The 24,234-nt window shown below is 74.7% G+C and carries 20 protein-coding genes; 4 read left to right on the top strand and 16 right to left on the bottom strand.

The annotated features are described in order from the left end of the window. Positions 1 to 551: ATP/GTP-binding protein (locus ACGFIG_RS07420; RefSeq protein ID WP_393000214.1), on the top strand; the 551-nt coding region annotated here is incomplete at its 5' end. Positions 552 to 720: 169 nt separating this feature from the next. Here ACGFIG_RS07420 and ACGFIG_RS07415 read toward each other — a convergent pair. The 3 genes from ACGFIG_RS07415 to ACGFIG_RS07405 all read right to left on the bottom strand — a co-directional run bounded on the left by ACGFIG_RS07415 (position 721) and on the right by ACGFIG_RS07405 (position 5,581). Then, complete coding sequence (locus tag ACGFIG_RS07415) at positions 721 to 1,944, bottom strand: ABC transporter substrate-binding protein (protein ID WP_393000212.1); 1,224 nt, start codon at positions 1,942 to 1,944, stop codon at positions 721 to 723. Positions 1,945 to 2,073: 129 nt separating this feature from the next. Next, the gene (locus tag ACGFIG_RS07410) at positions 2,074 to 4,578 is read right to left on the bottom strand and encodes a transposase (protein WP_393000210.1); all 2,505 of its coding nucleotides are present in this window, start codon (positions 4,576 to 4,578) and stop codon (positions 2,074 to 2,076) included. A 40-nt stretch (positions 4,579 to 4,618) separates the two neighbouring features. After that, the gene (locus ACGFIG_RS07405; protein ID WP_393000208.1) at positions 4,619 to 5,581 is read right to left on the bottom strand and encodes a DNA primase; all 963 of its coding nucleotides are present in this window, start codon (positions 5,579 to 5,581) and stop codon (positions 4,619 to 4,621) included. Between the two features lie 118 nt (positions 5,582 to 5,699). On the opposite strand from ACGFIG_RS07405, the gene ACGFIG_RS07400 reads away from it, so the two are divergent. Continuing rightward, positions 5,700 to 6,041: a PadR family transcriptional regulator gene (locus ACGFIG_RS07400; protein WP_393000206.1), complete on the top strand. Its 342-nt coding sequence runs from the start codon at positions 5,700 to 5,702 to the stop codon at positions 6,039 to 6,041. Between the two features lie 131 nt (positions 6,042 to 6,172). Here the strand turns inward: ACGFIG_RS07400 and ACGFIG_RS07395 are convergent, their stop codons facing one another. The 11 genes from ACGFIG_RS07395 to deoC form a co-directional block, all read right to left on the bottom strand. Next, positions 6,173 to 6,832 (bottom strand): permease prefix domain 1-containing protein, encoded by a 660-nt coding sequence (locus ACGFIG_RS07395; RefSeq protein ID WP_393000204.1) that lies wholly within the window; start codon positions 6,830 to 6,832, stop codon positions 6,173 to 6,175. 82 nt (positions 6,833 to 6,914) lie between these two features. Further along, positions 6,915 to 8,855, bottom strand: coding sequence for a thiol reductant ABC exporter subunit CydC (cydC, locus tag ACGFIG_RS07390; protein ID WP_393000202.1), 1,941 nt, complete (start codon positions 8,853 to 8,855; stop codon positions 6,915 to 6,917). Beyond that, a complete protein-coding gene (cydD, locus tag ACGFIG_RS07385; protein WP_393000199.1) occupies positions 8,852 to 10,528 on the bottom strand; it encodes a thiol reductant ABC exporter subunit CydD in 1,677 nt (558 codons plus the stop codon). The genes cydC and cydD overlap by 4 nt, the downstream gene beginning before the upstream one ends. Beyond that, positions 10,525 to 11,532, bottom strand: coding sequence for a cytochrome d ubiquinol oxidase subunit II (locus ACGFIG_RS07380; protein WP_393000197.1), 1,008 nt, complete (start codon positions 11,530 to 11,532; stop codon positions 10,525 to 10,527). Before ACGFIG_RS07380 ends, cydD begins: the two co-directional genes overlap by 4 nt. A gap of 10 nt (positions 11,533 to 11,542) precedes the next feature. Then, complete coding sequence (locus ACGFIG_RS07375) at positions 11,543 to 12,793, bottom strand: cytochrome ubiquinol oxidase subunit I (RefSeq protein WP_393000195.1); 1,251 nt, start codon at positions 12,791 to 12,793, stop codon at positions 11,543 to 11,545. A gap of 298 nt (positions 12,794 to 13,091) precedes the next feature. Further along, on the bottom strand, positions 13,092 to 13,997 hold the full coding sequence (locus tag ACGFIG_RS07370; protein WP_393000193.1) for a M56 family metallopeptidase: 906 nt from the start codon (positions 13,995 to 13,997) through the stop codon (positions 13,092 to 13,094). A 10-nt stretch (positions 13,998 to 14,007) separates the two neighbouring features. After that, positions 14,008 to 14,472, bottom strand: a complete 465-nt coding sequence (locus ACGFIG_RS07365) for a BlaI/MecI/CopY family transcriptional regulator (RefSeq protein WP_393000191.1) — start codon at positions 14,470 to 14,472, stop codon at positions 14,008 to 14,010. Between the two features lie 37 nt (positions 14,473 to 14,509). Further along, on the bottom strand, positions 14,510 to 15,148 hold the full coding sequence (locus tag ACGFIG_RS07360) for a dihydrofolate reductase family protein (protein ID WP_393000189.1): 639 nt from the start codon (positions 15,146 to 15,148) through the stop codon (positions 14,510 to 14,512). 68 nt (positions 15,149 to 15,216) lie between these two features. Then, entirely contained in the window at positions 15,217 to 16,041 is an 825-nt protein-coding gene (locus tag ACGFIG_RS07355) for an aldehyde dehydrogenase family protein (protein ID WP_393000187.1), read from the bottom strand. After that, positions 16,034 to 17,464 (bottom strand): aldehyde dehydrogenase family protein, encoded by a 1,431-nt coding sequence (locus ACGFIG_RS07350; RefSeq protein WP_393000185.1) that lies wholly within the window; start codon positions 17,462 to 17,464, stop codon positions 16,034 to 16,036. The genes ACGFIG_RS07355 and ACGFIG_RS07350 overlap by 8 nt, the downstream gene beginning before the upstream one ends. A 6-nt stretch (positions 17,465 to 17,470) precedes the next feature. Next, the gene (gene deoC / locus ACGFIG_RS07345) at positions 17,471 to 18,430 is read right to left on the bottom strand and encodes a deoxyribose-phosphate aldolase (protein ID WP_393000183.1); all 960 of its coding nucleotides are present in this window, start codon (positions 18,428 to 18,430) and stop codon (positions 17,471 to 17,473) included. A gap of 132 nt (positions 18,431 to 18,562) precedes the next feature. Here deoC and upp point away from each other — a divergent pair, with 132 nt between their 5' ends. Continuing rightward, on the top strand, positions 18,563 to 19,195 hold the full coding sequence (gene upp / locus ACGFIG_RS07340; RefSeq protein WP_393000181.1) for a uracil phosphoribosyltransferase: 633 nt from the start codon (positions 18,563 to 18,565) through the stop codon (positions 19,193 to 19,195). 77 nt (positions 19,196 to 19,272) lie between these two features. Next, entirely contained in the window at positions 19,273 to 19,950 is a 678-nt protein-coding gene (locus tag ACGFIG_RS07335; RefSeq protein WP_393000179.1) for a GPP34 family phosphoprotein, read from the top strand. Between the two features lie 159 nt (positions 19,951 to 20,109). On the opposite strand, the gene ACGFIG_RS07330 is transcribed toward ACGFIG_RS07335, so the two are convergent. Beyond that, a complete protein-coding gene (locus tag ACGFIG_RS07330) occupies positions 20,110 to 21,834 on the bottom strand; it encodes a phospho-sugar mutase (protein ID WP_393000177.1) in 1,725 nt (574 codons plus the stop codon). Positions 21,835 to 21,881: 47 nt separating this feature from the next. Continuing rightward, positions 21,882 to 24,053, bottom strand: a complete 2,172-nt coding sequence (locus tag ACGFIG_RS07325) for a protein kinase (RefSeq protein WP_393000175.1) — start codon at positions 24,051 to 24,053, stop codon at positions 21,882 to 21,884. Positions 24,054 to 24,234: the final 181 nt, after the last annotated feature.

The following is a 24,234-nucleotide window of genomic DNA, read 5'->3' as shown; positions in this document are numbered from 1 at the left end:
AGAAGATCGTTATCGCCGGGGGATTCGGCGTCGGCAAGACGACGCTGGTCGGCTCGGTCTCGGAGATCACGCCGCTGACCACCGAGGCCATCATGATCTCCGCCGGCGTGGGCGTCGACGACACCCGGCAGGTGCCGGGCAAGACGACGACCACGGTGGCGATGGACTTCGGCCGCATCTCGATCGACCGTGACCTGATCCTGTACCTGTTCGGTACGCCCGGGCAGACGCGGTTCTGGTTCATGTGGGACGAGTTGGTCCGTGGCGCGATCGGCGCGGTCGTGCTGGTGGACACCCGCCGGCTGGCCGACTGCTTCGCGGCGATCGACTTCTTCGAGCACCGGCGGCTGCCGTACCTGGTGGCCATCAACTGCTTCGACGGGATGCAGTACCACGACCCGCAGGACGTCCGGGACGCGCTCGCGATCTCCGGCGACGTGCCGGTGGTGGCCTGCGACGCCCGTAACCGGGAGTCGACGAAGCACGTGCTGATCTCGCTGGTCGAGTACGTGCTGACCATGCGGCGCTCGCGCGCCGTGGCGCCGGCCTGAGCGACGCGACCGCGCCCGGTGACGGCCTTGCCCGCCATCGGGCGCTCGTCGCTGCCCGCAGCACGGCGGCGGCGCGTCCGCACACCGGCCGGGCACGCCCCTGCGGCGGACGCTCCGGACCAGCCTGGGCGTGTCGTCGGGGCACCCGGGCGGCGGGACGGCGCGGGGGTCAGGACACCCGGTTCCAGGCACCCGCGCTGACGGTGTAGATCCCCAGCGAGCCCTGGTCCATGCCGCCGTGCCGGATTGGGGTGAAGGAGTACATCCCCGCCATCCCCTCGGTGACCTGGTTCTGCAGGAAGGCCCGGATCCGTCCACGGTCGACGCTGGTGGACAGCCGCGCCGCCTCGGCGATCAGCTGCACCGCGTCGGACGCGTACGGGGCGAAGCCGCTGAACCCGCCGTGCAGCTGGACGTAGCGGTAGACGAACTCCTTGCGGTGCAACGCCGACATGGTGGTGTTGGCGAGCATCGCCCCGCCCAGCGACGTCGGGTGGACGGCGTACGCACCTTCCATGAGGGTCGCGTTCCCGCCCTCCAGGGTCTGCTCGGCGACCGCGCCCGCGTCGAGGAACACCGGACCGTCGTAGCCGGCCGCACGCAGCGCCCCGACGGCGGCGGCCGAGTCCGGGGCGGTCGCCCAGACCACCACCGCGTCGGGGCGGGAGCCCGTGGCGGCGCGGGCCGCCCCACGGAGGTCCTCGCCGGTGCGGGGCAGCCGGGAGGTGGAGGCGAGCGCCACCCCGGCCGTACGCAGGGCCCCTCTCATCGCCCGTACGCCCGAGTCGCCGTGCAGCCCCTCCGCGGCCAGCAGCGCCACCCGGGAGAGCCGCTGCGAGGCGATGAGCCGGGCGAGCCGTCGGGCCATGTCGGCGGCGTCCGGGGTCATCTTGTAGACGTACGTCCGCTGCGCCAGCGGCAGCACGATCCCGTCGCCGAAGGCGAGCGAGAGGAACGGCACCCGCTCCTTCTGGGCCACCCCGACCAGGGCCATCGAGGTCTCGGCCATGGTCCCACCGAGCAGGGCGTGCACGCCGGTGTCGCGGGCCAGCGCGGTGGCCTGCCGGGCCGCCGTCGCGGGATCGCCGGCGTTGTCGCGCACCTCCAGCCGTACGGTGCGGCGGAGGTTGCCGATCGGCACGCCCTTGGCGTTGAGTGACTCCAGGGTGATCTCCAGCGCCCGCTGCTGGAGCACGCCGAGTGCGGCGCCGGGGCCGGTCAGCTCCAGGCTGACCCCGATCAGCAGCTCCTGACCGCCCGGCCCGACCGTCCTGACGGGATCGCCCTGACCCGCCTCGCCCCGCCCGCAGGCGCTGAGCAGGAGCGCGCCCGCCGTCGCGGCCAGTAGGCCACGGCGGGTCAACGCGCGGGTGCCGGTTGCCGTTGTCGCCATGAGTCGCCTTCCCAACCGGCGACCCCTGCCGCCGGCTGTTCCGCCGGTATGCTCCCGGCCGCCGCGACACGGCGTCAAATTATCCGGGTGTGGGCAGGAACACGCAGGTGGGAGGCGGTTTTCCGGCGGTCAGGAGCGGTAGCCGGCGGAGCGGTACTCGTATTCCCGGTCGTCGTCGCGGTCGCCCGTGTCGCGGGTGAAGTCCCAGCCGCCGGCGGCCTCCCGGCCGGGCCGACCGCCGACCGCGAAACCGCCGATCTCCTGCCCCCGGCGCCAGCCGCGGAAGTAGCCGGTGGTGTTCTCGGCGAGGCTCGCCGCGTCGCGGACGATGCGCAGTGGCCGTTCGTCCCGCAACGGGGAGCCGGGGACGAGGTTGGCCTGGGGGACCCGCTTGGGCAGGCCGGCGGGCGTCTCGGCACCGACCGCCGGGCGGGCGGCCTGTTCGGCCGCCTGCCAGCCGGTGTCCGCGGTGGTGGACCAGGTCAGGTCGGAGTCGTCGTCGTGCCCCACGAACCAGGCGGACTTGGCCTGGGCGAAGATCAGCAGGTCGCCGTCGCCCTCGTCGGACACGGGTGGCGGGCGACGCTCGACCGGGGGCGCCGGCCGGTACTCGGCCGCCGGCCGCTCGGCACGAGGCGCGGGCCGTTCGTCACGGACTGCGGGCTGCTCGTCGCGGGCGGCGGGCCGCTCGTCGCGGGGCGCCGGCCGGTACTCGGCCGCCGGCCGTTCGTCACGGGGTGCCGGCCGGCCACTGCGTGCGGCCTCCTCCCGGTCGACCAACCGCAGCGGGGGCGTCTCGGGCTGGCCGTCGGCGGCCGGGCCCGTCCCGCCGCGCAGCGCGCGGTCGGCCAGCGGCGGCGGCTCGACCAACCGCAGCACCGGGGGCTCCTGGGGCAGGTCGTCGGCCAGCCAGGGCGGGGTGACGCGGCGCTCCGCACCCGGGTCGGTCGGGGCGTCGACGCCGCGCCCGCCGTAGGAACCGACGACCGGGTTCTTGGCGGAACTGTCGCCCGGGTCCTCCGGGTTGTTGACCAGCGGCCAGTTGGCCCGGGAGCCGGGGGGAGCGGGCTCCGCCGGTGCCGGGGATTCATGGCCCGGCCGGGGCGTGGGCACGGGAACGCTGAGGTCGGTGGCGCTGAAGCCGCCCGTGGGCGTGGGCCGCTCGCCGTTGGTCTTCGGGCGCGGCGGGATCACGGTGCGCTGGCGCTCGGCGCGCGCGTTCTGGATCGCCGCGGTGGTCAGGGTGGGGCGGAACGGCTCCCCCGCCTCGGCCGGCGGCACCGTGCTCCGCTGTGCCGGCGCGATGGGGGTGATGCCCGGCGGCGGGGGCGGCGGCGCGGAGACCGGGCGGTTGGTCGGGCCGTCGATCCGGCTCGGCAGCGAACCCGGTCGCGAGGGGGGCGCGGAGACCGGGGGACCGGCGACCGCAGCCGGCGTCACCGGCATCGGCGCGACCGGGGGCGGAGTGACGGGTGCCGGGGCGACCGGCGGCGGGCCGAGCGGCCGGGGGGCCGGTGGCGGCGTCGCGCCGGAGACGGGTTCGGGCCGGCTCCGGCGGCCACCGCCCGGCGCGGGCTCGGGCTCCGTGGGCCGCAGCGAACGCGGGCCGCTGCCGGTCGGGGTGAGGCCGGGCAGGGCACCGCCGGTGGGGGTGAGCCCGGGGGCGTCGGCGAGCGGTTCGCCGTGGCGGGTCGCGCCGCGGCGAACCGGTGCCGGCGTGGCGGGCGTGCCGACCCGGTCGTTGAGCGCGCCGACCAGGGCGCGGCAGCCCGCGTCGCAGGCTCGGACGGAGGCGACCGCCTGCCGTACGGTGTCCGCCGCGGCGGAGGTGAGGGCGCGGTTGACGGTGGCGCGCCGGGGCGTCTCGCTGACGGCCACCCGCAGGGCGGTCACCGCCGAGTTGAGCTCGTCGGCGTCGGCGACCCCGTCGGCGGCGAGCCGTGCCGCGACAGTCTCGGCGGGTGCCGGGGCGTCGCCGCGCCCCACGGCACCGTTCAGCATGCCGGGCTCGGGCAACGCGTCCAACACGGCCAGCGAGACCGGCTCGGCCGGGTCCGGGTAGGCGCGCAGGGCGGCCGGGTAGAGCTCGCGGAGCACCTCCCGCAGCGCGACGGCGGCGGAGTGCCGGCCACTGGCCAGGGCGGCGTGCGCGGCGAGAACCTGCTTGTAGCCGGCGAGGTCCCGGGGAGCGGGGAGCGTGACGGCGGAGAGGGCACCGGCCTGCAGGGCGCGGGCCAGGCCGACGGCGCGCCGCTCGGCCGGCGGCGACTGCATCTCCTCCAGCGAGTCGTCGTCGGCGAAGCGCTCCGCGAAGTCGTCGACGGAGTCGTCGTCGGCGATCGCCAGAGGACGACCGGCCGCGCTGAGCAGCGACGTGACCGTGTGGTCGTCGCTGTCGGCGGCGATGGCCGCACCGCTCGGCCCGCCCGACCGCTCCACGAGCAGCGAGACCAGCTGGGCGTAGCCAGCCGGGTCGTCGCCGATCTCGCAGACATGCAGCAGACGGCCTGCGTCGTCGACCACAGCGGACGTCAGCGTCGAACCGGCCGAGACCGGTCGGTCGGCCGGATCCGCCGAGGCCAGACCGCAGTACACGCGCACGAGCGCCACGGCGTCGTCCTCCTCCCGGGACACAAGGCTTTCACTGCCAGAGACTGATGCTCCCCGCAAAGGGTCAGTCGCGCCAGTCCACGACCGCAGAGATCTTCCCGACAATGGTGCGCCAACCCAGACTTGCGGTTTGTGCCCCGATTTTCTTCAGCCGGCGCCGACCGAAGAACCCGCCCACGCCGCCGTCGACCGTGGCGCGCAGCGCCTCGTCCAGGTCGTCGAGGCTGGAGCCGGCGGAGAGCATGTCCAGGACCGCGGGCAGCCGCAGCGCGTACGCCAGGTCGCGGGCTACCTCGCCGGCCTCGATGAGCAGCGTCGGGTCCCAGGTGTCGTGCCCGCCGCGGAGGTTCTCCACCACCAGGTCGAGTTCGTAGATGTCCTCGTCGAGCGGCGCGATGTCGGCCGGTTCCACCCGTTCGGACAGTTCATTCCAGCTGTCCAGTTGAGACAGGTCGTTGGGTGCGCCGGAGCGGATGAAACTGACCAGCGACTCGGGCGTCTTGAAGAGCAGCAGTCGTCCGCGGTGGCTGAGGAAGACCGGCACCTCCTCGTCGCCAGCGTCGTCCTCGTCCTCGTCGTCGGTCTCGTCCTCGGAGTCGGCCTCGGCGTCCTTGTCGTCGGTCGCGTCGCGGCGGCGGCCCTTGGCCTCCTCCTCGTCGCTCTCGGCGAACTCCTGGGCGACCTCCTCGTCGAGGATGACGAGGGTCTCGTCGTCCTCGTCCTCCTCCTCGGCGGCCTGGCGGCGGGCCAGGAAGGGGTCGTCCTGGTCGCGCTCGGTCACGTCGGTCGGGGTCAGCTCCCGCGCCGGCCGGTACGCCCGCAGCGTGTAGCCGGTGCCGGCGGGCAGCGCGATCTCCACCGGGTCGATCCGCAGCTCGTCCCAGAGGGCGCGGGCGTCCTCGGCCGAGACGGTTGCGGTGCCGGACTCGGCCGGGGCGTCGGCGTCGTCGAGCTCGGGCTCGTCGGCGTCGGGCCGTTGGGGCGACTGGCGGGCCACGCTGACCTCCGTGTGCTTCGGGTTGCCCACCCGCCGGCGTCCGCCGCCGACGAGTGACTCTGGGCACATACCCTAGTGGGCGTCTCCGGGAGACCGGTGCCCGCACCCCGGTGGCGGCACGGACCGCTGACATGTAGCTTTGCTACACATGAAGGCCCAGGCGCTGCACGGACATCTCGACGCCCTGCTGCTCGCGGTGCTCGAACAGGGTCCGCTGCACGGCTACGCGATCATCGATGCGCTGCGCGAACGCAGCGACGGCCAGCTCGACCTGCCGACCGGCACCATCTACCCGGCGCTGCGCCGGCTCGAGCGGGCCGGGCACGTGGCCAGCACCTGGAGCACCGTCAACGGGCGGGAACGGCGGACGTACCAACTCACCGACGAAGGCCGGCGGGCACTGGCCGGCGAGCGGTCCGGGTGGCACGAGTTCCGCGCCACCGTCGGCCGGTTCCTCGACGTCGACCCCCCGCCCACCGCGCCGGCCTGACCGGCACAGGCCGGCACCGGGGCAGGCGGGCCCAAGCACAGGCCGGCACCGGCTCCTTCGGTTGCCGGGAGAGGGCGCGGCCGTGGCCGGCACGGCGGCAGGATCCGCAGCCGGGATGCAGCGACCGGGGTTCAGCGGGCGGCGAGGAGCCAGGTGCGGGCGGCCCGGCCGAGCCAGAGATATCCGGCGGCGGCCACCACCACGCCGATGATCATGGGTGGCCAGGTGAGCGCGGCGTCCCAGAGGCCGACCGACCACGCGAAGAGCGCGGAGCCGGTCAGCGCGCCGAGGGCGACGATCCCCGTGAGGCCCGCCCCCACCGCCCGGTCCGCGGCACCGCCGCGCAGCGCCGACCGGCGTGCCAGCAGCAGCGCGAGCGCCGCCAGCACGAACGCCGCCGCCCAGATCCAGCCCACCGACGCCGACAGCAGTTGGTAGGCCGCCGGCGGCGGGGAGCCGCCCCAGCTCGACCCCTGCCAGGTGAGGTCACCGGCGACGAACGCGACCGTGGCGAGCGCGATGACCCGCAGCGACAGCCCGCGCAGTGCACCGGCCGCCAGCTCCGCCTGGTAGGCCGGGGCGAGTTGCGCCGGCGAACCGAACTCGGCCACCGCCCGCCGCTGCGCCTCCGTCGCGGGCAGCCCGTCCCCGCGGTACGCGTCGACGGCGTCCAGCAGCCCGTGCCGCGCCTCGGTCAGCAGGTCGGCCTTCAACCGGCGCGGCCCCCGCAGGTGCGCGGCCAGCTCCCGCAGCCGTTCCTCCACCGCCGTCGTGTCGTTCTCGCCCCGCATGACCTCACCCTGCCACGGGCCGCCGTCGGGCGTCGTCGGGGACAACCCTGGCCCGACCCGGAGCCGGCGGGCGGAACGGCGGTCAGGGGCGCAGCGCCAGGTACCCGCGTTCGGCCGCCTCCTGGATCAGCCACTGGTCCCGGTACCAGCCCGGGGCGGCGACCAGCTCGGCGTGCCGGCCGCGCTGGGCCACCCGACCGGCGTCCAGGACCACGATCTCGTCCAGCTCGGCGAGCCCGTTGAGCCGGTGGCTGATCAACAGGACGGAGTGCCCGGCCGGGGTGGCCGCCAGCGCGGAGGCGAGCACGGCGTCGGCGGCGGCGGGATCGAGCCCCTCGGTCGGCTCGTCGAGCACCAGCACACCCGGCGCGGCGAGCAGCGCCCGGGCCAGCGCGAGCCGCTGCCGCTGGCCGCCGGAGAGCTGACCGCCCTCCTCGCCGACCACGGTGTCCCAGCCGTCGGGCTGCTCGCGTACCCAGTCCAGCAGCCCGGCCGCCGCGGTCGCCGCCGCCAGTTCCTCCTCGTCGGCGCCGGGCCGCCCGAGCAGCAGGTTCTCCCGCACGGAGGCGTGGAAGACGTACGCCTCGGCGAGCAGCCCGCCGACCGCGCGGGGCAGCTCCTCGGCCCGGTACGCCGACAGCTCCCGCCCGTCGAGGGTGACCCGCCCGTGGGTGGGCCGCACCGCGCCGGTCAGTACGGCGGCCAGGGTGCTCTTGCCGGCGCCGCTGGGCCCGACCACCGCCACCCGTCGACCGGGCGGCAGGTCGAGGCTGAACCCGTCCAGGGCCGGCGGGGCGCCTTCCCGGTACCGGACGCTCACCTCCTCGAACCGCACGTCGTACGGCCCGGGGCCGACCTCCGCGCCGTCCGGTGCGGCCGGCCCGGTCGGGGCCTCCAGCAGGGCGGCGACCCTGGTCAGGCCGGCCCGGAGCTGGGTCCACTGCCGGGCGGCCCCGACCAGCGCCAGCGCGATCTCCACGGCGGCGAGCGTGCCGACCGCCAGGACGCCGACCAGCACACCGTCCACGCCGTCGGCGAGCGCGGCGAGCACCACCGCGCCGGCGGTCAGCCCGGCCACCAGCACCCCGGCGGCGTCGACGGCGAAGCCGGTGGCGGCGAGCCGCCGCTCCAACCGGGCCAGCCGGCGGGCCCGCGCGTCGGCGGTCGCCAGCGCGTGCCCGGTGGCGCCGAACGCGGCCAGGTCGGCGGCGCCGTGGGTGAGGTCGACCGCGTCGGTGGCGAGGGCGCCGCGCAGCGGTGCCAGCTCGGCGGCGGCGCGGCGCGTCAGCGCGGTGGCCAGTGCGGGCAGCGCGACCCCGGCGACCAGCAGCCCGACCGCGAGCACCCCGGCGGCGGCCGGCGACATCAGCGCCGCCCCACCGACCGCGACCACGCTGACCAGCGCCGCCGCCGAGGCCGGCACCAGCACCCGCAGCAGCAGGTCCTGCACCGCCTCCACGTCGGAGACGAGCCGGCTCAACGCGTCGCCGGAGCGCTGCCGTGCCGCCGAGCGGGCGGCGAGGGCGCCGAAGACCCGGGCCCGGACGTCGGTGACCAGCCGCAGCACGGCGTCGTGCCCGGCGAGCCGTTCGGTGTAGCGGAGCACGCCCCGGCTGATCGCCAGCGCCCGGACCGCCACGATCGCCACGGTGAGGCGGTCCAGCGGGGGTCGCTCGGCGGCGCTCATCAGCAGCCAGGTCGCGGTGGCCATCAGGGCGAGAGCGGCGAACTCGGTGGCGGCGGCGAGCAGCCCCGCGCCGAGCAGCCGGTTCAGGTACGGCCGGGCCAGCCGCAGCACGGCCCGCTCGGCGGAGCCGGCCCGCCCCGGAGCGGGCTGAGCGTCGTCGGCGCTCCGGGCGCTGTCGGCGGCGCCGGGGGCACGGGTGGGCGGCGCGCCGGCCCGGACATCGGCGGCGGGCCGGGCGTCGGCGGCGGCACCCGGTGCGTCGGCGGGCCGGCCGTCGTCGGCGGCACCTGGTGCGTGGGCGGGCCGGACATCGGCCGGGGGCCGTTCGGCGGTCATCGGGTCGCTTTCCCGGCCGCCGTGGGCGTCAGCTCCGTGACCCGGCCGTCCTCGATCCGCAGGATCCGGTCCGCGTCGGCGAGCAGCGCCGGCCGGTGTGCCACCAGCAGCGCCGTCCGCCCGGTCACCAGCCGGCGGGTGGCGTCGAGCACGACCGCCTCGGCGGCGGTGTCCAGCCGGGCGGTCGGCTCGTCGAGCAGCACCACGGGCGCGTCCCGCAGGAAGGCGCGGGCCAGCGCGACCCGCTGCCGTTGCCCGCTGGACAGGCCGTGCCCGCGTTCGCCGAGGACGGTGGCGAGCCCGTCGGGCAGCCCGGCGACCACGTCGTCGAGGGCCGCGTCGTGGACCGCCGTGGCGAGCGCGGCGTCCGGCGTCTGCGGGGCGCCGAGCCGGATGTTGTCGGCCAGCGAGGCGGCGAAGAGGTGGGCCCGCTGCGGAACCCAGGCCACCTGGCGGCGCCAGCCGTCACCGTCGGCGTCGGCGAGGTCGACCCCGCCCACGGTGACCCGGCCGGCGGTCGGGGTGACGAAGCCGAGCAGCAGACCGAGCAGGGTGCTCTTGCCGGCGCCGCTGGGGCCGATCACGGCGACGCGTTCGCCCGGCCGGATGGTCAGCGTGACGTCGCGCAGGGCGGTGGTCCGTTCGTACGCCACGGTCACCGCCTCGAACCGGATCTCGCCGCGGCCGTCGGGGACGGTCGCGCTCCCGCCGCTCGCCGGCGCGGGCGCGGCGGCCGACAGGGTGAGCGCCTCGTCCAGCGCGGTGAGCCCCTCCATGCTGGCGTGGAAGCGGGCGCCGGCCGCCCGCAGCGGCAGGTACGCCTCGGGGGTGAGCAGCAGCACCAGCAGCGCGGTCTGGAGGGTCAGCCCGCCGCCGAGCAGCCGTACGCCCACCGGCACGGCGACCAGCGCCACCGAGAGGGTGGCCACCAGTTCCAGGACGAGGGCGGACAGGAACGCGATCCGCAGCGTCTTCATGGTCGCCACCCGGTGACCGTCGGCCATCCGGCGGACCACGTCGGTCTGCGCCCGGGCCCGGCCGAACGCGCGCAGCGTGGGCAGCCCGGCGACCATGTCGAGGAAGTGCCCGCCGAGCAGGGACAGCCGCCGCCACTGGCGCTCGGTGGCGGCCTGCGCCTGCCAGCCGAGCAGCGCGCCGAAGATCGGGATCAGCGGCAGGGTGACCGCGATGATCAGCGCCGAGCTCCAGTCGGCGACGAAGATCCGGGCCAGTACGGCGAGCGGCACGGTGACGCTGAGCACCAGCTGCGGCAGGTAGCCGGTGAAGTAGGCGTCGAGCGCGTCGAGCCCGCGCCCGGTCAGCGTGGCGAGCTGGCCGGCGCGCTGCCCGGCGACCCAGCCGGGGCCGTGCCGCCCGACCGACGCGAGCAGGTCCGCCCGCAGCGCCGCCTTGACCGTCGCCGCGACCCGCGTCGACACCGTGCCCTGCGCCCAGACCAGCAGCGAGCGCGCGGCCACCGCGGCGGCGAAGCCGGCTAGCGCGGGCCGGTTCAACCGCCCGTCGAACGCGGTCGCCAGCAGCGCGGCCAGGGTCGTGGCCTGCGCCACGACCAGCCCTGCGGCCAGCACGCCGAGCAGTGCGAGCACGGCGAGGTCGCGTCGAGCCCCCGGGACCCGACGCAGCAGACGCGGGTCGAAGGGACGGCGGTTCACCAGTACACCGGTGCCCTGCCGTCGGTCCGTCCCCGGAACACCCACCAGCACATCGCCTGAAAGCCTAGTAGGGCCGGCAGGAGCGGCAGCGTGACCCAGCTCAACAGCCGCAGCGTGGGTGTGCTGGCCGCCACGTCGGCCACCGTCAGCGACGCGCCCGGGTCGACCGTGGAGACCAGCGCGTAGGGCCAGATGGTCGCGCCGGCCAGCGCCACCGGCAACGCCAGGGACGCGCAGGTGGCGGCGAAGGCCAGCCCCGGCCGCCGCCGGGCGAGCGCGGCCCGGGCCGTCAGCAACGCCGTGACCAGCAACGACAGCAGCAGTACGGCCACCACCGGCTGTTGTGCGGCGGCGCGTACGTCGGCGGAGAGCAGGCCCAGGACGGTGGCCGCGCCGACGGCGGCCAGCGCCACCGGGACGAGCCGGGCGGCCAGTCGCCCGACCGGCGCGGCGTCGGCGGCGGGCAGCCGGAGCGTGAGAAAGGTCGCACCGTGCAGCGCGACCAGCGCGACGACGGCGATCCCGGCGGCGGCCACGAACGGGGTGAAGAGGTGGGTCACCCCGGCGACGTGGCCGTCGGCGCGCAGCGGTACGCCCTGGAGCAGCCCGGCCAGCACGGCTCCCCAGCCGAGCGCGGCGAGCACGCTGCCGACGACCACGATCCGGTCCCACCGGGCGCGGGCGCGCTGCCCGGCGGGGCGGCTGCGCAGCTGCACGCCGGCGGTCACCAGGACGACCCCGGTCGACGCGCCGAGCACCGCCGGGTAGAAGCCGGCGAGCAGTTCCCCCTCCAGCACGGGGAAGGCGCCGAACAGGATGCCGACGGCGGCCACCAGCCAGACCTCGTTGCCCAGGAAGAACGGGCCGACGGCGTTGAGCGCGGCGCGCCGGCGGGCGGGGTCGGTGTCCCGGGCGAGTAGCAGGCCGACGCCGTAGTCGTAGCCGCCGAGCACCAGGTAGACGGCGAAGAAGAGCCCGAGCAGGGCGTACCAGGCGAGTTCCACGGTCGGCTCCTCAGGCGAAGGCGGGCTCGGGGTGGGGGTCGGCCGGCGGCTGGTCCGGTTGCCGGCCTAGGGCCGGGTCGTCCGCGCCCCGGGCGGCGTGCCGGGCCAGCAGCACCCAGTTGGTGACGGCGAGGGCGCCGAGCAGCAGGCTGAAGCCGATCAGCGAGGTGAGCATCAGCCAGGGGTTGACCGGCGACACCGCCTGCTCCACGGGCAGCAGCCCGTACACGGCCCAGGGCTGCCGGCCGACCTCGCGGGCGATCCAGCCGAGGATGACCGCGACGAACGGCAGCGGCAGGGTGAACTGGAGGATCCGCAGCGGTACGCGCAGCCGGATGATCCAGTCCCGCCACAACAGCGGGAGCAGCAGCCAGAGCAGGGCGAGCGTGAACCCGATCAGGATCATGAAACCGAGGCCGACGTCGGCGAGGACCGGCGGCGTGTAGTCACCGGGGCCGAACCGGGCGGTCCATTCCGCGATCAGCGGGGCGTCGCCGCCGTCGTCGCTGAACTTGGTGGGCTGCACGTCCTCGATCGCGAAGAACTGGGCGAAGCCGAAGCCCTGTACGAAGAAGATCGCCACCGCCGAGGTGATCAGGCCGATCCGCAACCCCTTGCGGTGCAGCGCGTGGTCGGGGGTGCGCCGGTGCAGGTGCCACGCGCTGACCGCTGCCATCAGCATCCCGCCGACCAGCAGCGCCGCCGTGACGACGTGCCCGAACGCCATGCGGAAGGTGGGGTTGTCCAGCAGCGCGGGGAAGTCGGTGAGGTGGGCGACGCCGTCGCGTACCTCGTGGCCGACCGGGTTCTGCAACCAGGCGTTCGCCACCATGATCCAGAACGCCGAGGCGTACGCGGTGATCGCGACACCCCAGATCAGGGCGAGGTGTACGCCCCGGCGCAGCCGGTGCCAGCCGAAGATCCACATGCCGAGGAACGTCGACTCCAGGAAGAAGGCGACCAGCGTCTCGATGGCCAGGGGCGCGCCGAAGACGTTGCCGACGTAGCGCGACAGCCCGCTCCAGTTCAGCCCGAACTGGAACTCCATGACGATCCCGGTGGCGATGCCGAGTACGTAGTTGATCACGTAGAGCTGGCCCCAGAAACGGGTCAGCCGCTCGTAGACCGGTTTGTTGGTGATTACCCAGGCGGTCTGGAGGCCGACCAGCAGGGTCACCAGGCCCAGGGTCACCACCACGAAGAGGAAGTGGATCGAGGTGGTGGTGGCGAACTGCAGGCGGGCGAGGAGCAGGGTGTCCATGGCCGGCTCTCCGTACGGTTGGCGCACAAGTCGTAGGGAGCCTACATGTAGATTGCCTACGCGTCACTACTATGGACGGTCGTAGTTGATCCTACGACGGCTCGTAGTAGTCGTGGGGGAGGGATGGCGGGCGAATCGCCGACGAGCGGCGCGCCGGGCGTCGCCGGTCGCCGCCAGCGTCGCCACTCGCCCCCAGCATGGCCCGACGTGCTCCATGCGGCGGTAACTCCGGGACCGGAGAGGGCGGGCCGCGTCCCGCGCGGAGGGGCAGCCTACCGGGAAGGGCGGGCCGCCCGGGTCAGCTCAGGAAGAGGGAGATCGGCAGGGCGACCACGGAGGTCGCCACGGCCAGCGCGGCGCCGCCGAGCAGCCGGGGCGGCCGGTCGGCGACCATGAGGCGCTGCACCCGTACGTCGAGGTGCCGGTCGCCCAGCCCGAGGGTGCCCGCCGGGGTGGCCCGGCTGCCCGCCTCGGCGAACCGGCGCAGCGCGCCGGCCAGCGGGGCGTCGGCGTGCGCCTCCCGGGCCTTGTCGTCGGCCCGCATCTCGACCAGCAGGGCGACCCGGTCGTGCGCCTCGCGGACCCAGGCGAACCAGGGCAGCGCCTGGCTGAGCGCGGTGAACGGCAGCAGCACCAGGTCGTGCCGTTCCTGGGCGTGCGCCCGCTCGTGGGCGAGCACGGCCGCCAACTCGGCGCTGTCCAGCAGGTCGAGGGTGCCCGCGCTGACCACGACCCGGGGCCGCATCCCCGGCAGGCAGTACGCCGCGGCGCTCGGGTGGTCGAGCACCAGCGCGCCGGGCACCGTCGGGTCCCGGCGGGCGACCAGGGCGAGCAGGTCCCGGTGCCGGCGCTGGGCGCGTACGGTGCCGTAGACGCTGCGGACGGTCGTGGCCAGCAGGACCCCGCCGATGCCGAAGCCCACCCCGACGGCGGCCAGGTGCGGCGCGCCCACCCCGACGGGCAGGGTGCCGTGGCTCAGGTCGGTGGCGAGAGCGACCAGCGCGCTGCCGGTCGAGCGGTCGTAGGCCTCCAGGCCCAACGCCATCGGCACGCCCATCGCGGAGAGCCCGAGGGCCAGCCCGACCGCCTGCCAGCAGATGATCGCGACCCGGGGGCTGCGCCACGTCCAGGTGGAGCGGATCAGCACCTGCGCGGTCAGCCAGCAGGCGAGCATCGACGCGGCGAAGTGCAGGGCGTACGCCACGACCGTGGCCCTACCGGTCCGCTGCCCTGTCGGCCCGGGGCGGTCGGCCGGCCCCGTCGACCGTCGGCGCCTCGATCCGGCCGGTCAGCGCGTCCCCGTCGTGCCCGATCTCCCCGGCCTCGGCCCCGAGGGCGGCGCGCAGCACCTCGGCCTCGGTGCCGGTCACCGAGCGCGCGAAGCGCACCAGGGCGGCGTCCCGGCTGCCGCCGAGGTCGAGGGCGTCGAGCATGAGCTGGGCGATGTACGCCTCACGGCTGGCGGCGGCCCGGTAGCGCCAGGCCCGCCCCTCCCGCTCGCGCTGCACCATGCCCTTGCCGGCGAGCCGGTCCAGGACGGTCATCACCGTCGTGTACGCCAGCTCGCGCCCGTCCAGCGCGTCGGCCACCTCGCGTACGGTGATCCCGCCCGCCGCGCCGGGGACCGTGTCCCACAAGACGTCCATCACCGCACGTTCAAGATCACCGAGCCGAGTCACGCCGCAATCCTACCCCCCGTAGTAGAAACCTCACGTGTCAGCGTCCGGCACCGCGCTCGGGTGCGCTCATGTCCCCCGTCCCGGGTGTGCCGTCGGCGAGCCCGTAGCGCAGGTAGACGGTGCCCCTCGGGCTGGCCACCGGCGGTTCGAGGAGGGTGACGTTGGTGGGCACCGCCCCACCGTCGAACACCTTCTTCCCGACGCCGAGCACGATCGGGTGCACCCAGAGGTCGAGCCGGTCGAAGAGCTTCTCGCGCAGGAGGGTCTGCACCAGGTTGAGGCTCCCGACGACCTTCACGTGCTCGTGCCGGTCACGGACCTCGCGCACCGCGGCGGCCAGATCCGGGCCGAGCTGGCTGGACCCGGCCCACGAGAGGTCGGGCCGGCCGCGGGAGGCCACGTACTTCGGGACGCTGTTGAAGAGCCTGGCGATCCCGTCGTCCTGGCCACCCTCCTGGTGCGGCCAGTGGGCGGCGAAGATGTCGTACGTCCGCCGGCCGAGCAGGAGGGCGTCCGTGCCCTCGTACGCGGCGGCGACCTGCGCCCCGCCGACCTCGTCCAGCAGGGGCGCCTGCCAGCCGCCGAACGGGAACCCCGCCGGGTCCTCGTCGGGGCCGCCGGGCGCTTGCCCGACGAGGTCCAGGGTGGCGAACAGTTCGATGTGGATGAGGCCCATGCCCTACTCCTGATGAGTTGGTCGTCCCGGTCGGGCGGGGCTGCCCGGAAGCCCCAGGACCGACGGTCTCACACCCCCTTGGGGTGCCAGACCGTCTTCGTCTCCAGCAGCGTGGTCATCCGGGTGATGCCCGGGTCGGCGGACCAGTCGTGGTCGGCCGGCGCCGGCCGGAGCACCCGCTTGAGGTTCTGCGCCGCCTTGACCTCCAGCTCCACCGCCAGTTCGGCGTCGGTCACGCCGGTCAGGTCGATGGCGTTGACGTCCATGTGGGCGGCCAACGCCGGCACGGTCTCGGTGATCCGGCCGGTGAGCAGGTTGACCACGCCGCCGGGCAGGTCGGAGGTGGCGAGCACCTCCGCCAGGGTCACCGCCGCCAGGGGCTGCGTCGGCGAGGTCGCCACCACCACGGTGTTGCCGGTGACGATCGCCGGGGCGATCACACTGACCAGGCCGAGCAGCGCCGGAGACTCGGGGGCCACCACGGCCACCACGCCGGTCGGCTCGGGCGCCGACAGGTTGAAGTAGGGCCCGGCGACGGGGTTGGCGCCGCCGTACACCTGGGGGAGCTTGTCGGACCAGCCGGCGTACCAGACCCAGCGGTCCACGGCCGCGTCGACCTCGTCGCCGGGCACGCCGAGGGCGACGAACTGCTCGCGCCGGCCCTCCAGCATCTCGGCGACCCGGTAGAGGATCTGACCCCGGTTGTACGCGGTCGCCCCGGCCCAGCCCTTCACGGCGGCGCGGGCGGCGACCACGGCGTCCCGCGCGTCCTTGCGGGAGGCGAGGGAAACGTTGGCGTCCTGCACGAGATACGACCGTCCCGACTCGCTGCGCGGGAACTTCCCGCCGATGAAGAGCTTGTACGTCTTGCGTACCGCGACCCGCTCAGACATTGAGGTACGCCTCCAGCCCGTGCCGGCCGCCCTCGCGACCGTAGCCCGACTCCTTGTAGCCGCCGAACGGCGAGGTGGGGTCGAACTTGTTGAACGTGTTGGCCCAGACCACGCCGGCGCGCAGCCGGTCGGCCATCCACAGGATCCGGGAGCCCTTGTCCGTCCAGATCCCGGCCGACAGCCCGTACGGCGTGTTGTTGGCCTTCTCGACGGCCTCGGCCGGGGTGCGGAACGTCAGGACGGACAGCACCGGGCCGAAGATCTCCTCGCGGGCGATCCGGTGCGCCTGGGTGACCCCGGTGAAGATCGTCGGCGCGAACCAGAAGCCGCGCTCCGGCAGCTCGCACGGCGGCGACCAGCGCTCGGCGCCCTCGGCGGACCCGGCGTCGGACAGCTCCCGGATGCGCGCGAGCTGCGCGGCGGAGTTGATCGCCCCGATGTCGGTGTTCTTGTCCAGCGGGTCGCCCACGCGCAGCTGGGCCATCCGCCGCTTCAGCGACTCCAGCACCCGGTCGGCGACGTTCTCCTGGATCAGCAGCCGGGAGCCGGCGCAGCAGACGTGCCCCTGGTTGAAGAAGATGCCGTTGACGATGCCCTCGACCGCCTGGTCGACCGGGGCGTCGTCGAAGACGATGTTGGCCGCCTTGCCGCCCAGCTCCAGGGTGAGCTTCTTGCGGGTGCCGGCCACGGCGCGGGCGATGGCCCGGCCCACCTCGGTCGAACCCGTGAAGGCCACCTTGTCCACGCCCGGGTGCTCGACCAGCGCGCGACCGGTGTCGCCGGCGCCCGTGACGATGTTGACCACGCCGGCGGGCAGGTCGGCCTGCTGGCAGATCTCGGCGAAGAGCAGCGCGGTCAGCGGGGTCGTCTCGGCCGGCTTCAGCACCACCGTGTTGCCCGCCGCAAGGGCGGGGGCGATCTTCCAGGCCAGCATCAGCAGCGGGAAGTTCCACGGGATGACCTGCGCGGCCACGCCCAGCGGCTTCGGGTCCGCGCCGAAGCCCGCGTGCGGGAGCTTGTCGGCCCAGCCCGCGTAGTAGAAGAAGTGCGCGGCGACCAGGGGCAGGTCGACGTCGCGGGACTCCTTGATCGGCTTGCCGTTGTCGAGCGACTCCAGCACGGCCAGCTCGCGCGAGCGCTCCTGGATGATCCGGGCGATCCGGAACAGGTACTTCGCCCGGTCCCGGCCCGGCATCGGGCCCCAGACCTTCTCGTACGCCTGGCGGGCGGCGCGGACGGCGCGGTCCACGTCCTGGGCGCCGGCCTCGGCGACCTCGGCGAGCACCTCCTCGGAGGCCGGGTTGACGGTCTTGAACGTGCCGCCGTCGCCGGGGTCGACGAACTCACCGTCGACGAAGAGCCCGTAGGAGGCCTTGAGGTCCACCACCGAGCGGGACTCGGGGGCGGGTGCGTATTCGAACATCGGCTCTCAGTCCAGGGTGAAGTAGTCGGGACCGGAGTAGGTGCCGGTCGTCAGCTTGGTGCGCTGCATGAGCAGGTCGTTCAGCAGGCTGGAGGCGCCGAACCGGAACCAGTCCGGGTCGAGCCAGTCCGCGCCGACGGTCTCGTTCACCATCACCAGGTACTTGATGGCGTCCTTGGTGGTCTTGATGCCGCCGGCCGGCTTCACGCCGACCTGCCGGCCGGTGGCGGCCCGGAAGTCGCGGACGGCCTCCAGCATCACCAGCGTCACCGGCGGCGTGGCCGCGACCGGGACCTTGCCGGTGGAGGTCTTGATGAAGTCGCCGCCGGCCAGCATCGCCAGCCAGGAGGCGCGCCGCACGTTGTCGTACGTGGCCAGCTCGCCGGTCTCCAGGATGACCTTCAGGTGGGCGTCCCCGCAGGCCTCCTTGGTGGCCACGATCTCGTCGTAGACCTCGGAGTAGCGCCCGGCCAGGAACGCGCCCCGGTTGATCACCATGTCGATCTCGTCGGCGCCGGCCGCCACGGCGGCCCGGGTGTCGGCGAGCTTGACCTCCAGCGGGGCCTGGCCCGACGGGAAGGCGGTCGCCACGCTGGCCAGATGCACACCTGAGCCGGCGAGCACCTCGGCCACGTGCGGCACCATCGACGGGTAGACGCAGACCGCGCCGACGTGCGGGCAGGTCGGGTCGGCCGGGTCGGGGCGCAGCGCCTTGGCCGCGAGGGCCCGCACCTTGCCCGGGGTGTCCGCCCCTTCGAGGGTGGTCAGGTCCACCATCCGGATCGCCAGGTCGATGGCCTGGGCCTTGGCGGTGGTCTTGATGGAGCGGGTGCCGAGCTGTGCCGCCCGCTGCTCCGCGCCGACCTGGTCCACGCCGGGCAGGCCGTGCAGGAAGGTCCGCAGAGCGGTCTCGGATCGTCCCAACTCGGAGAGCTCCGACCGGGCCGACGTCGCTGTCGCCGTCATGCCCCGGAGTCTACGCACCCGGGCGGACAGTGATCTTGGTCACGGCGTCGTCGTCGACGCGGTGGTGAGCGACGTCGCTCGCCCGGGCGCACGCGCGGTGCCGGCGGGGCTGGACCGGTAGGTTGAGCGATCGTGGACGTACACGTCATTGACCATCCGCTCGCCCAGTCGCGGCTGACCGCCATGCGGGACGCGCGCACCGACTCCTCCTCGTTCCGGGCGGCGCTGCACGAACTCACCACCATGCTGGTGTACGAGGCCGCGCGCTCGTTCCCCGTCGAGAAGTACCCGGTGCAGACCCCGGTCACCGGCACCGAGGGCACCCGGCTGGCCAATCCGCCGCTGCTCGTGCCGGTGCTGCGGGCCGGGTTGGGCATGGCCGACGCCGCGCTCGGCCTGCTGCCGGAGTCGTCGATGGGCTTCGTCGGCCTGGCCCGCGACGAGGAGACGTACGAGCCGCGCGCCTACATGGAGTCGCTGCCGCGCGACCTGAGCGGCCTGCCGGTGCTGGTGCTCGACCCGATGCTCGCCACCGGCGGCTCGCTGGAGCACTGCTGCCGACTGCTGGCCGACCGGGGCTGCACCGACATCACCGTGCTCTGCGTGCTCGCCGCGCCTGTCGGCATCGAGCGCCTGACGCGCTCCGGCCTGCCGCTGCGCCTGGTCACCGCCTCGATCGACGAGGGCCTCAACGACCGGATGTTCATCGTGCCCGGGCTCGGTGACGCCGGCGACCGCCAGTTCGGTGGGATGCCCCGCTTCTGACATCCGCCGCGCGGCTGCGTGGGAATCCGTGCGCGAGTCCGTGCGCGGGATGCGCGCAGCCGCTACCGTCTCCGGCCATGACTGGTGTTGCGCTCGCCGAAGAGCTGCTTCTCCTCGCGTACGACGACGAGACCGGCAAGGCGACCATGCCGCGGATCAGCCTCGACCTGGGGATGGCCGCCGCGGTGCTGATCGAACTGGCCCTGGCCGGGCGGATCGCGTACTCCGAGGGGTCCCTGGCGGTGGTCGACCCGACGCCCACCGGCGAGCCGCTCGTCGACGGGGTCCTCACCCGCATGGCCGCCGACACGCCGCACAGCCCCTCGTCCTGGGTGCAGCGGCTGCGGCACGGCCTGCGCGACAAGATCCTCGGCGACCTGTGCGCCCAGGGCGTGGTGCGCGACGTCGACGAGACCGAGCTGGGCTTCATCCACGTGCACCGCTACCCGACCCTCGACCCCGCCGTCGAGGCGGACACCCGGCGCCGGCTCGCCGAGGCGCTGGCCAGCGGTGAGCTGCCCGACGAGCGGACGGCGGCCCTGGCCACCCTGGTCGCGGTCCTGCGGATGGAGCCGGCGCTCGGCCTGAGCGGCGACGCGGCCCTGGAGGCGCGGCAGCGGCTGGAGGAGATCGCCGGCGGCGCCGGCTTCTCCGGCACCGTCAGCCTGGACGACTCGGTGGTCCGCCCCTCGGTCGGCCTCGTCGTGGCCGCCCTGGGCCGCGCCGTGGACGCCGCCCTGGGCCCCCGCCGCTAACCACCCCAACCGGACCCCCCAACCCCCACCCCCGTCGCCGGTCCCCGTCGCCGGCCCTTGTCGATCAAGAAGTTTGCGTCCTGGAGAGGCGCGTCTCCTGACGCAAACTTCTTGATCACCGGGCCTTGCCGCACCGGGCGTGGGGGTGGGCAGGGTGGGTCAGAGGTTCAGGGCCGTGGCGATCTCCTTGCGGAGGGCCGCCACCGCGTCCGTGGCGCGGGTGCGGGCCGCGGTGACGTCGCCGTCCGCCACCGGCTCCACCACCTCCAGGTACGCCTTGAGCTTCGGCTCGGTGCCCGAGGGGCGGATCACCACCCGGGCGGCTCCGGTACGCAGGATCACCACGTCCGCCTCGGGGAGCAGGTCCTGCGCCTCGGTGACCGGCTGCCCGAGCAGTGTGGTCGGGGTGGCGGCCCGGATCCGGGCCATCGCGTCGGCGATCAGCCGCAGGTCGTCCACCCGCACCGAGAGCTGGTCCGTGTGGTGCACGCCGAACTCGGCGGCCAACTCGTCGAGCCGGTCGGTCAGGGTTCGCCCCTGCGCCTTGAGCCCGGCGGCCAGTTCGGCGACGGTCAGCGCGGCGGTGATGCCGTCCTTGTCGCGTACGTGCCCGGGGGCGACGCAGTAGCCGAGCGCCTCCTCGTAGCCGAACACCAGCGGCTCGGTCCCGCCGCCGGCCCGCACGATCCACTTGAACCCGGTCAGCGTCTCGTCGTACGGCAGGCCCCGGGCGGCACACATCGCCCGCAGCAGGGACGACGACACGATCGTGGTGGCGTAGAGGCCGGTCACGCCGCGCCGCATGAGGTGGTCGGCCAGCAGCACCCCCACCTCGTCGCCGCGCAGCATCCGCCAGCCGGGCGGGTTCGCGTCCGGCGCGGTCGGACCGGCGACCTCACCGCCCGTGCTCGCCGCCGGACCGCTGTCCCGGACGGCCACCGCGCAGCGGTCCGCGTCCGGGTCGTTGGCGATGGCGATGTCCGCACCGGTCGCCTCGGCCAGCGCGACCAGCCGGTCCACCGCCCCCGGCTCCTCCGGGTTGGGGAAGGAGACGGTCGGGAACTCCGGGTCCGGCTCGGCCTGCTCGGGCACCACACCGGGCACGGGGAAGCCCGCGCGGGCGAACGCCGCGGTGAGCACCGCCGCGCCCACCCCGTGCAGCGGCGTGTACGCCACCGACAGGTCGCGTGAGCCGTCCGGGTCGATGACGGCGGTGGCCCGCTCCACGTAGGAGGCCACCAGGTCGTCGCCGAGCACCTGCCCGGCCGGCCCGAGCGGCACCTCGGCGAGCGGCCCGACCGACCGGATCGCGGCCTCGATGCCGGCGTCGGCCGGCGGCACGATCTGGGCGCCCGCGCCGAGCGCCCCGCCCAGTTCCGCGCCGAGGTAGACCTTGTAGCCGTTGTCCTGCGGCGGGTTGTGGCTGGCGGTAACCATCACCCCGGCGACCGCCCCGAGGTGGCGTACCGCGTAGGCGAGCACGGGGGTGGGCAGCGGACGGGGCAGCAGCAGCGCCGGGCGTCCCGCACCGGTGGCGACCTGGGCGGTGCGCTCGGCGAACTGGCGGGAACCGTGCCGGGCGTCGTACCCGATCACCAGCGGACCGGAGCCGCCCTGGGTGGCGAGCCAGCCGACCAGGCCGGCGGCGGCCTGGGTGACCACCGCGAGGTTCATCCCGTTCGGACCGGCGCGCAGCGGACCGCGCAACCCGGCGGTGCCGAAGGTCAGCGGACCGGCGAACCGGTCGGCCAGCTCCGAGGCGCTCGCCGGCAGGCGGTCGAGCACCGCCCGCAACTCCTCCCGGCTGGTCGGGTCGGGATCGTCGGCGAGCCAGCGCCGCGCCCGCTCGCTAATGTCATCGATGTCAGTGGTTTCCGCCGGCATGTCTCTTGATAGCACGCCGGCGGATCACCACCGCGCTTCCCCCGGGCTCAGCCGGCGTCGGTGAGCTGGAACGACTTCACCATCTCGTCGAAGATCGGCTTGCTCTCGGCGAACTTCGTGTCCGTCGAGGTGAGGTAGAACGAGTAGACCTTGCCCTCGTGGACCACGCCGCGCCACACGCCGTGCCGCTTGGCCTCGCCCTCCCCGCAGGTGTACTCGAACTCGGCCGCCGGCTTGCCGACCCATTCCACCTCGTTCATGGCGATCTGGGCGTAGGGCTTGACGCAGGATTTGGAGCGGGTCTTCAGGCCGTCCTCGGCGACCTCCGCCCAGCGGATCGAGGTGGTGCGGAAGTCCTCCACCAGGATCCGGACCTTGCGGCCGTCGTCCGCCGGGTCGACGTAGTCCACCCAGTTGCCGGCGCTCTTGACCTCCCAGCCCTGCGGCACCATGACGCGTATGCCCTTGCCGGTGTGCTCCTTCATCTCGGGCACGCCGGGGGCCGGGGCCTGCGAGGTCGGGGCGGCCTGCGGGACGGTCGGCGCCGGGTCGTCGCCGCCGGTGAACAGGACGACCGCCCCGATCAGCAGCAGCGCGGCGAGGCCACCGGCGGCGGCGAGCTGCACCTTGCGCGGCCAGCCCTTGACCGTGCCGACGAGCTGGTTGCCGGCGGCGCCCACGCGGCCGGCGAACCCGCCACCCGAGCCGCTCGTGGCGGGCGCGGTGGCCGGGGTCGCCCACGGCTGCCCGGTGCCCGGCACCGACCACTGGCCGCCGCCGTAGGTGCCGCCGAGTTGCTGGGTCGCCTCGGGCGGCGGTGCGCCGAAGACGGGCGTTCCGGCGCCCATCCGCTGGGTGGCCTCGGGCGGCGGTGCGCCGAAGGTGGGCGTGCCCGCCCCCATGCGCTGGGTCGCCTCCGGCGGGCCGCTGAAGCCGACCAGGCCGGCGGCGTTGGTCCGCAGCTGCTGGGTGGCGTCCGAGCCGCCGGACGCCATCCGCTGGGTCGCCTCGGCGCCGCCGTAGGTGCGGCCGGCCGGCGTGGCACCGCTCGGTGCCGGCATCGCGCCGGTGGGGGTGTGCAGCGGCCCGGCCAGGGCGTCGGCGCTGGTGTCGTCCATCGCGGCGGGGCTGGCGGGAAGGGCGGCCTGCGCGGGGCGCTCGCCGCGGCGCAGCGCCGCCAGCCGGTCGGTGAGCGACTCACCCGGATTGAGCATGGCCCGACCGCCGATCTGCCCACTCGGCTTCGGCTGCTCCGGCTGCGCGGCCGGCGGGGTCGGTACGGGCCGCTGCACCGGCACCACGGAGTAGGGGTCGGTCACCGAGTTCACCGCGGCGGCGTTGCTGGTCAGCGGGCCGGCGAGCAGCTCGCGGAGCATGGCCCGGGCGGTGTGCACGTCGAGGCGGCGGGCCGGGTCCTTCTCCAACAGACCCATCAGCACCCGGGCCAGCGGCCCGCTGCGCTGCGGCGGGGCGGGCGGGTCCTCGACCACGGCGTGCATGGTCTCGATCGGGTCACCCTTGTCGAACGGGGGCCGCCCCTCCACCGCCGTGTAGAGCGTGACGCCCAGCGAGAAGAGGTCGCTCGGCGGGCCGAACTCCTGGCCCATCGCCCGCTCGGGAGAGATGAAGTGCGGCGAGCCGAGCACCATCCCGGGGGTGGTGAGCTGCACGTCGGTGGGCATCCGGGCCACGCCGAAGTCGGTCAGCACGCAGCGCCCGTCGCCGCAGATCAGCACGTTGGCCGGCTTGACGTCGCGGTGCAGCACGCCGATCGCGTGCGCCACCTCCAGCGCGCCGAGCAGGGCGATGCCGATCTTGGCGACCACCCGCTGCGCGACCGGACCGTCCTCGATCACCATGTCGGCGAGGCTGCGGGCGTCGAGCAGCTCCATCACGATCCACGGCCGGCCGGCCTCGGTGACCACGTCGTAGACCTGGACGACGGCCGGGTGCTGGATCGCCGCCGCGGCGCGGGCCTCGCGCAGGGTGCGCTCGTACATCGCGTCACGGTCGCTCGGGGCGAGCCCCGGGGGCAGGACGACCTCCTTGACGGCCACGTCCCGCCGCAGGAGTGTGTCCGTGGCACGCCAGACCGTGCCCATACCGCCGTTGCCCACCGCCGAACGCAGCGAGTAGCGGTCGCCGATGGTCGTGCCGGGGGTCGCGCGTCCGTTGGGGGGACTCACTGGTCCGCCGCTCCACGTCGGGATCTGAGTCACAGAAAAGCCACCGGGGGAAATCGAGGGGGGCTGGGACACAACCCCCCTATCTTGCTGGTTCCGACGCCCGATGCGAAACCCGACGCGGCGGACGTTTACCGAACTGGACAGTACGTACCCGAACGTTCACCTCTCGTCGATGCCCGCCGGCCGGTGTGCGGTATCCCTCACCCGCCGACGC

Source organism: Micromonospora sp. NPDC049048 (assembly GCF_043197615.1).
Lineage (GTDB): Bacteria > Actinomycetota > Actinomycetes > Mycobacteriales > Micromonosporaceae > Micromonospora.
Note: the sequence above shows the minus strand (reverse complement) of the source record. Positions and strands in the feature narration are given on the sequence as shown.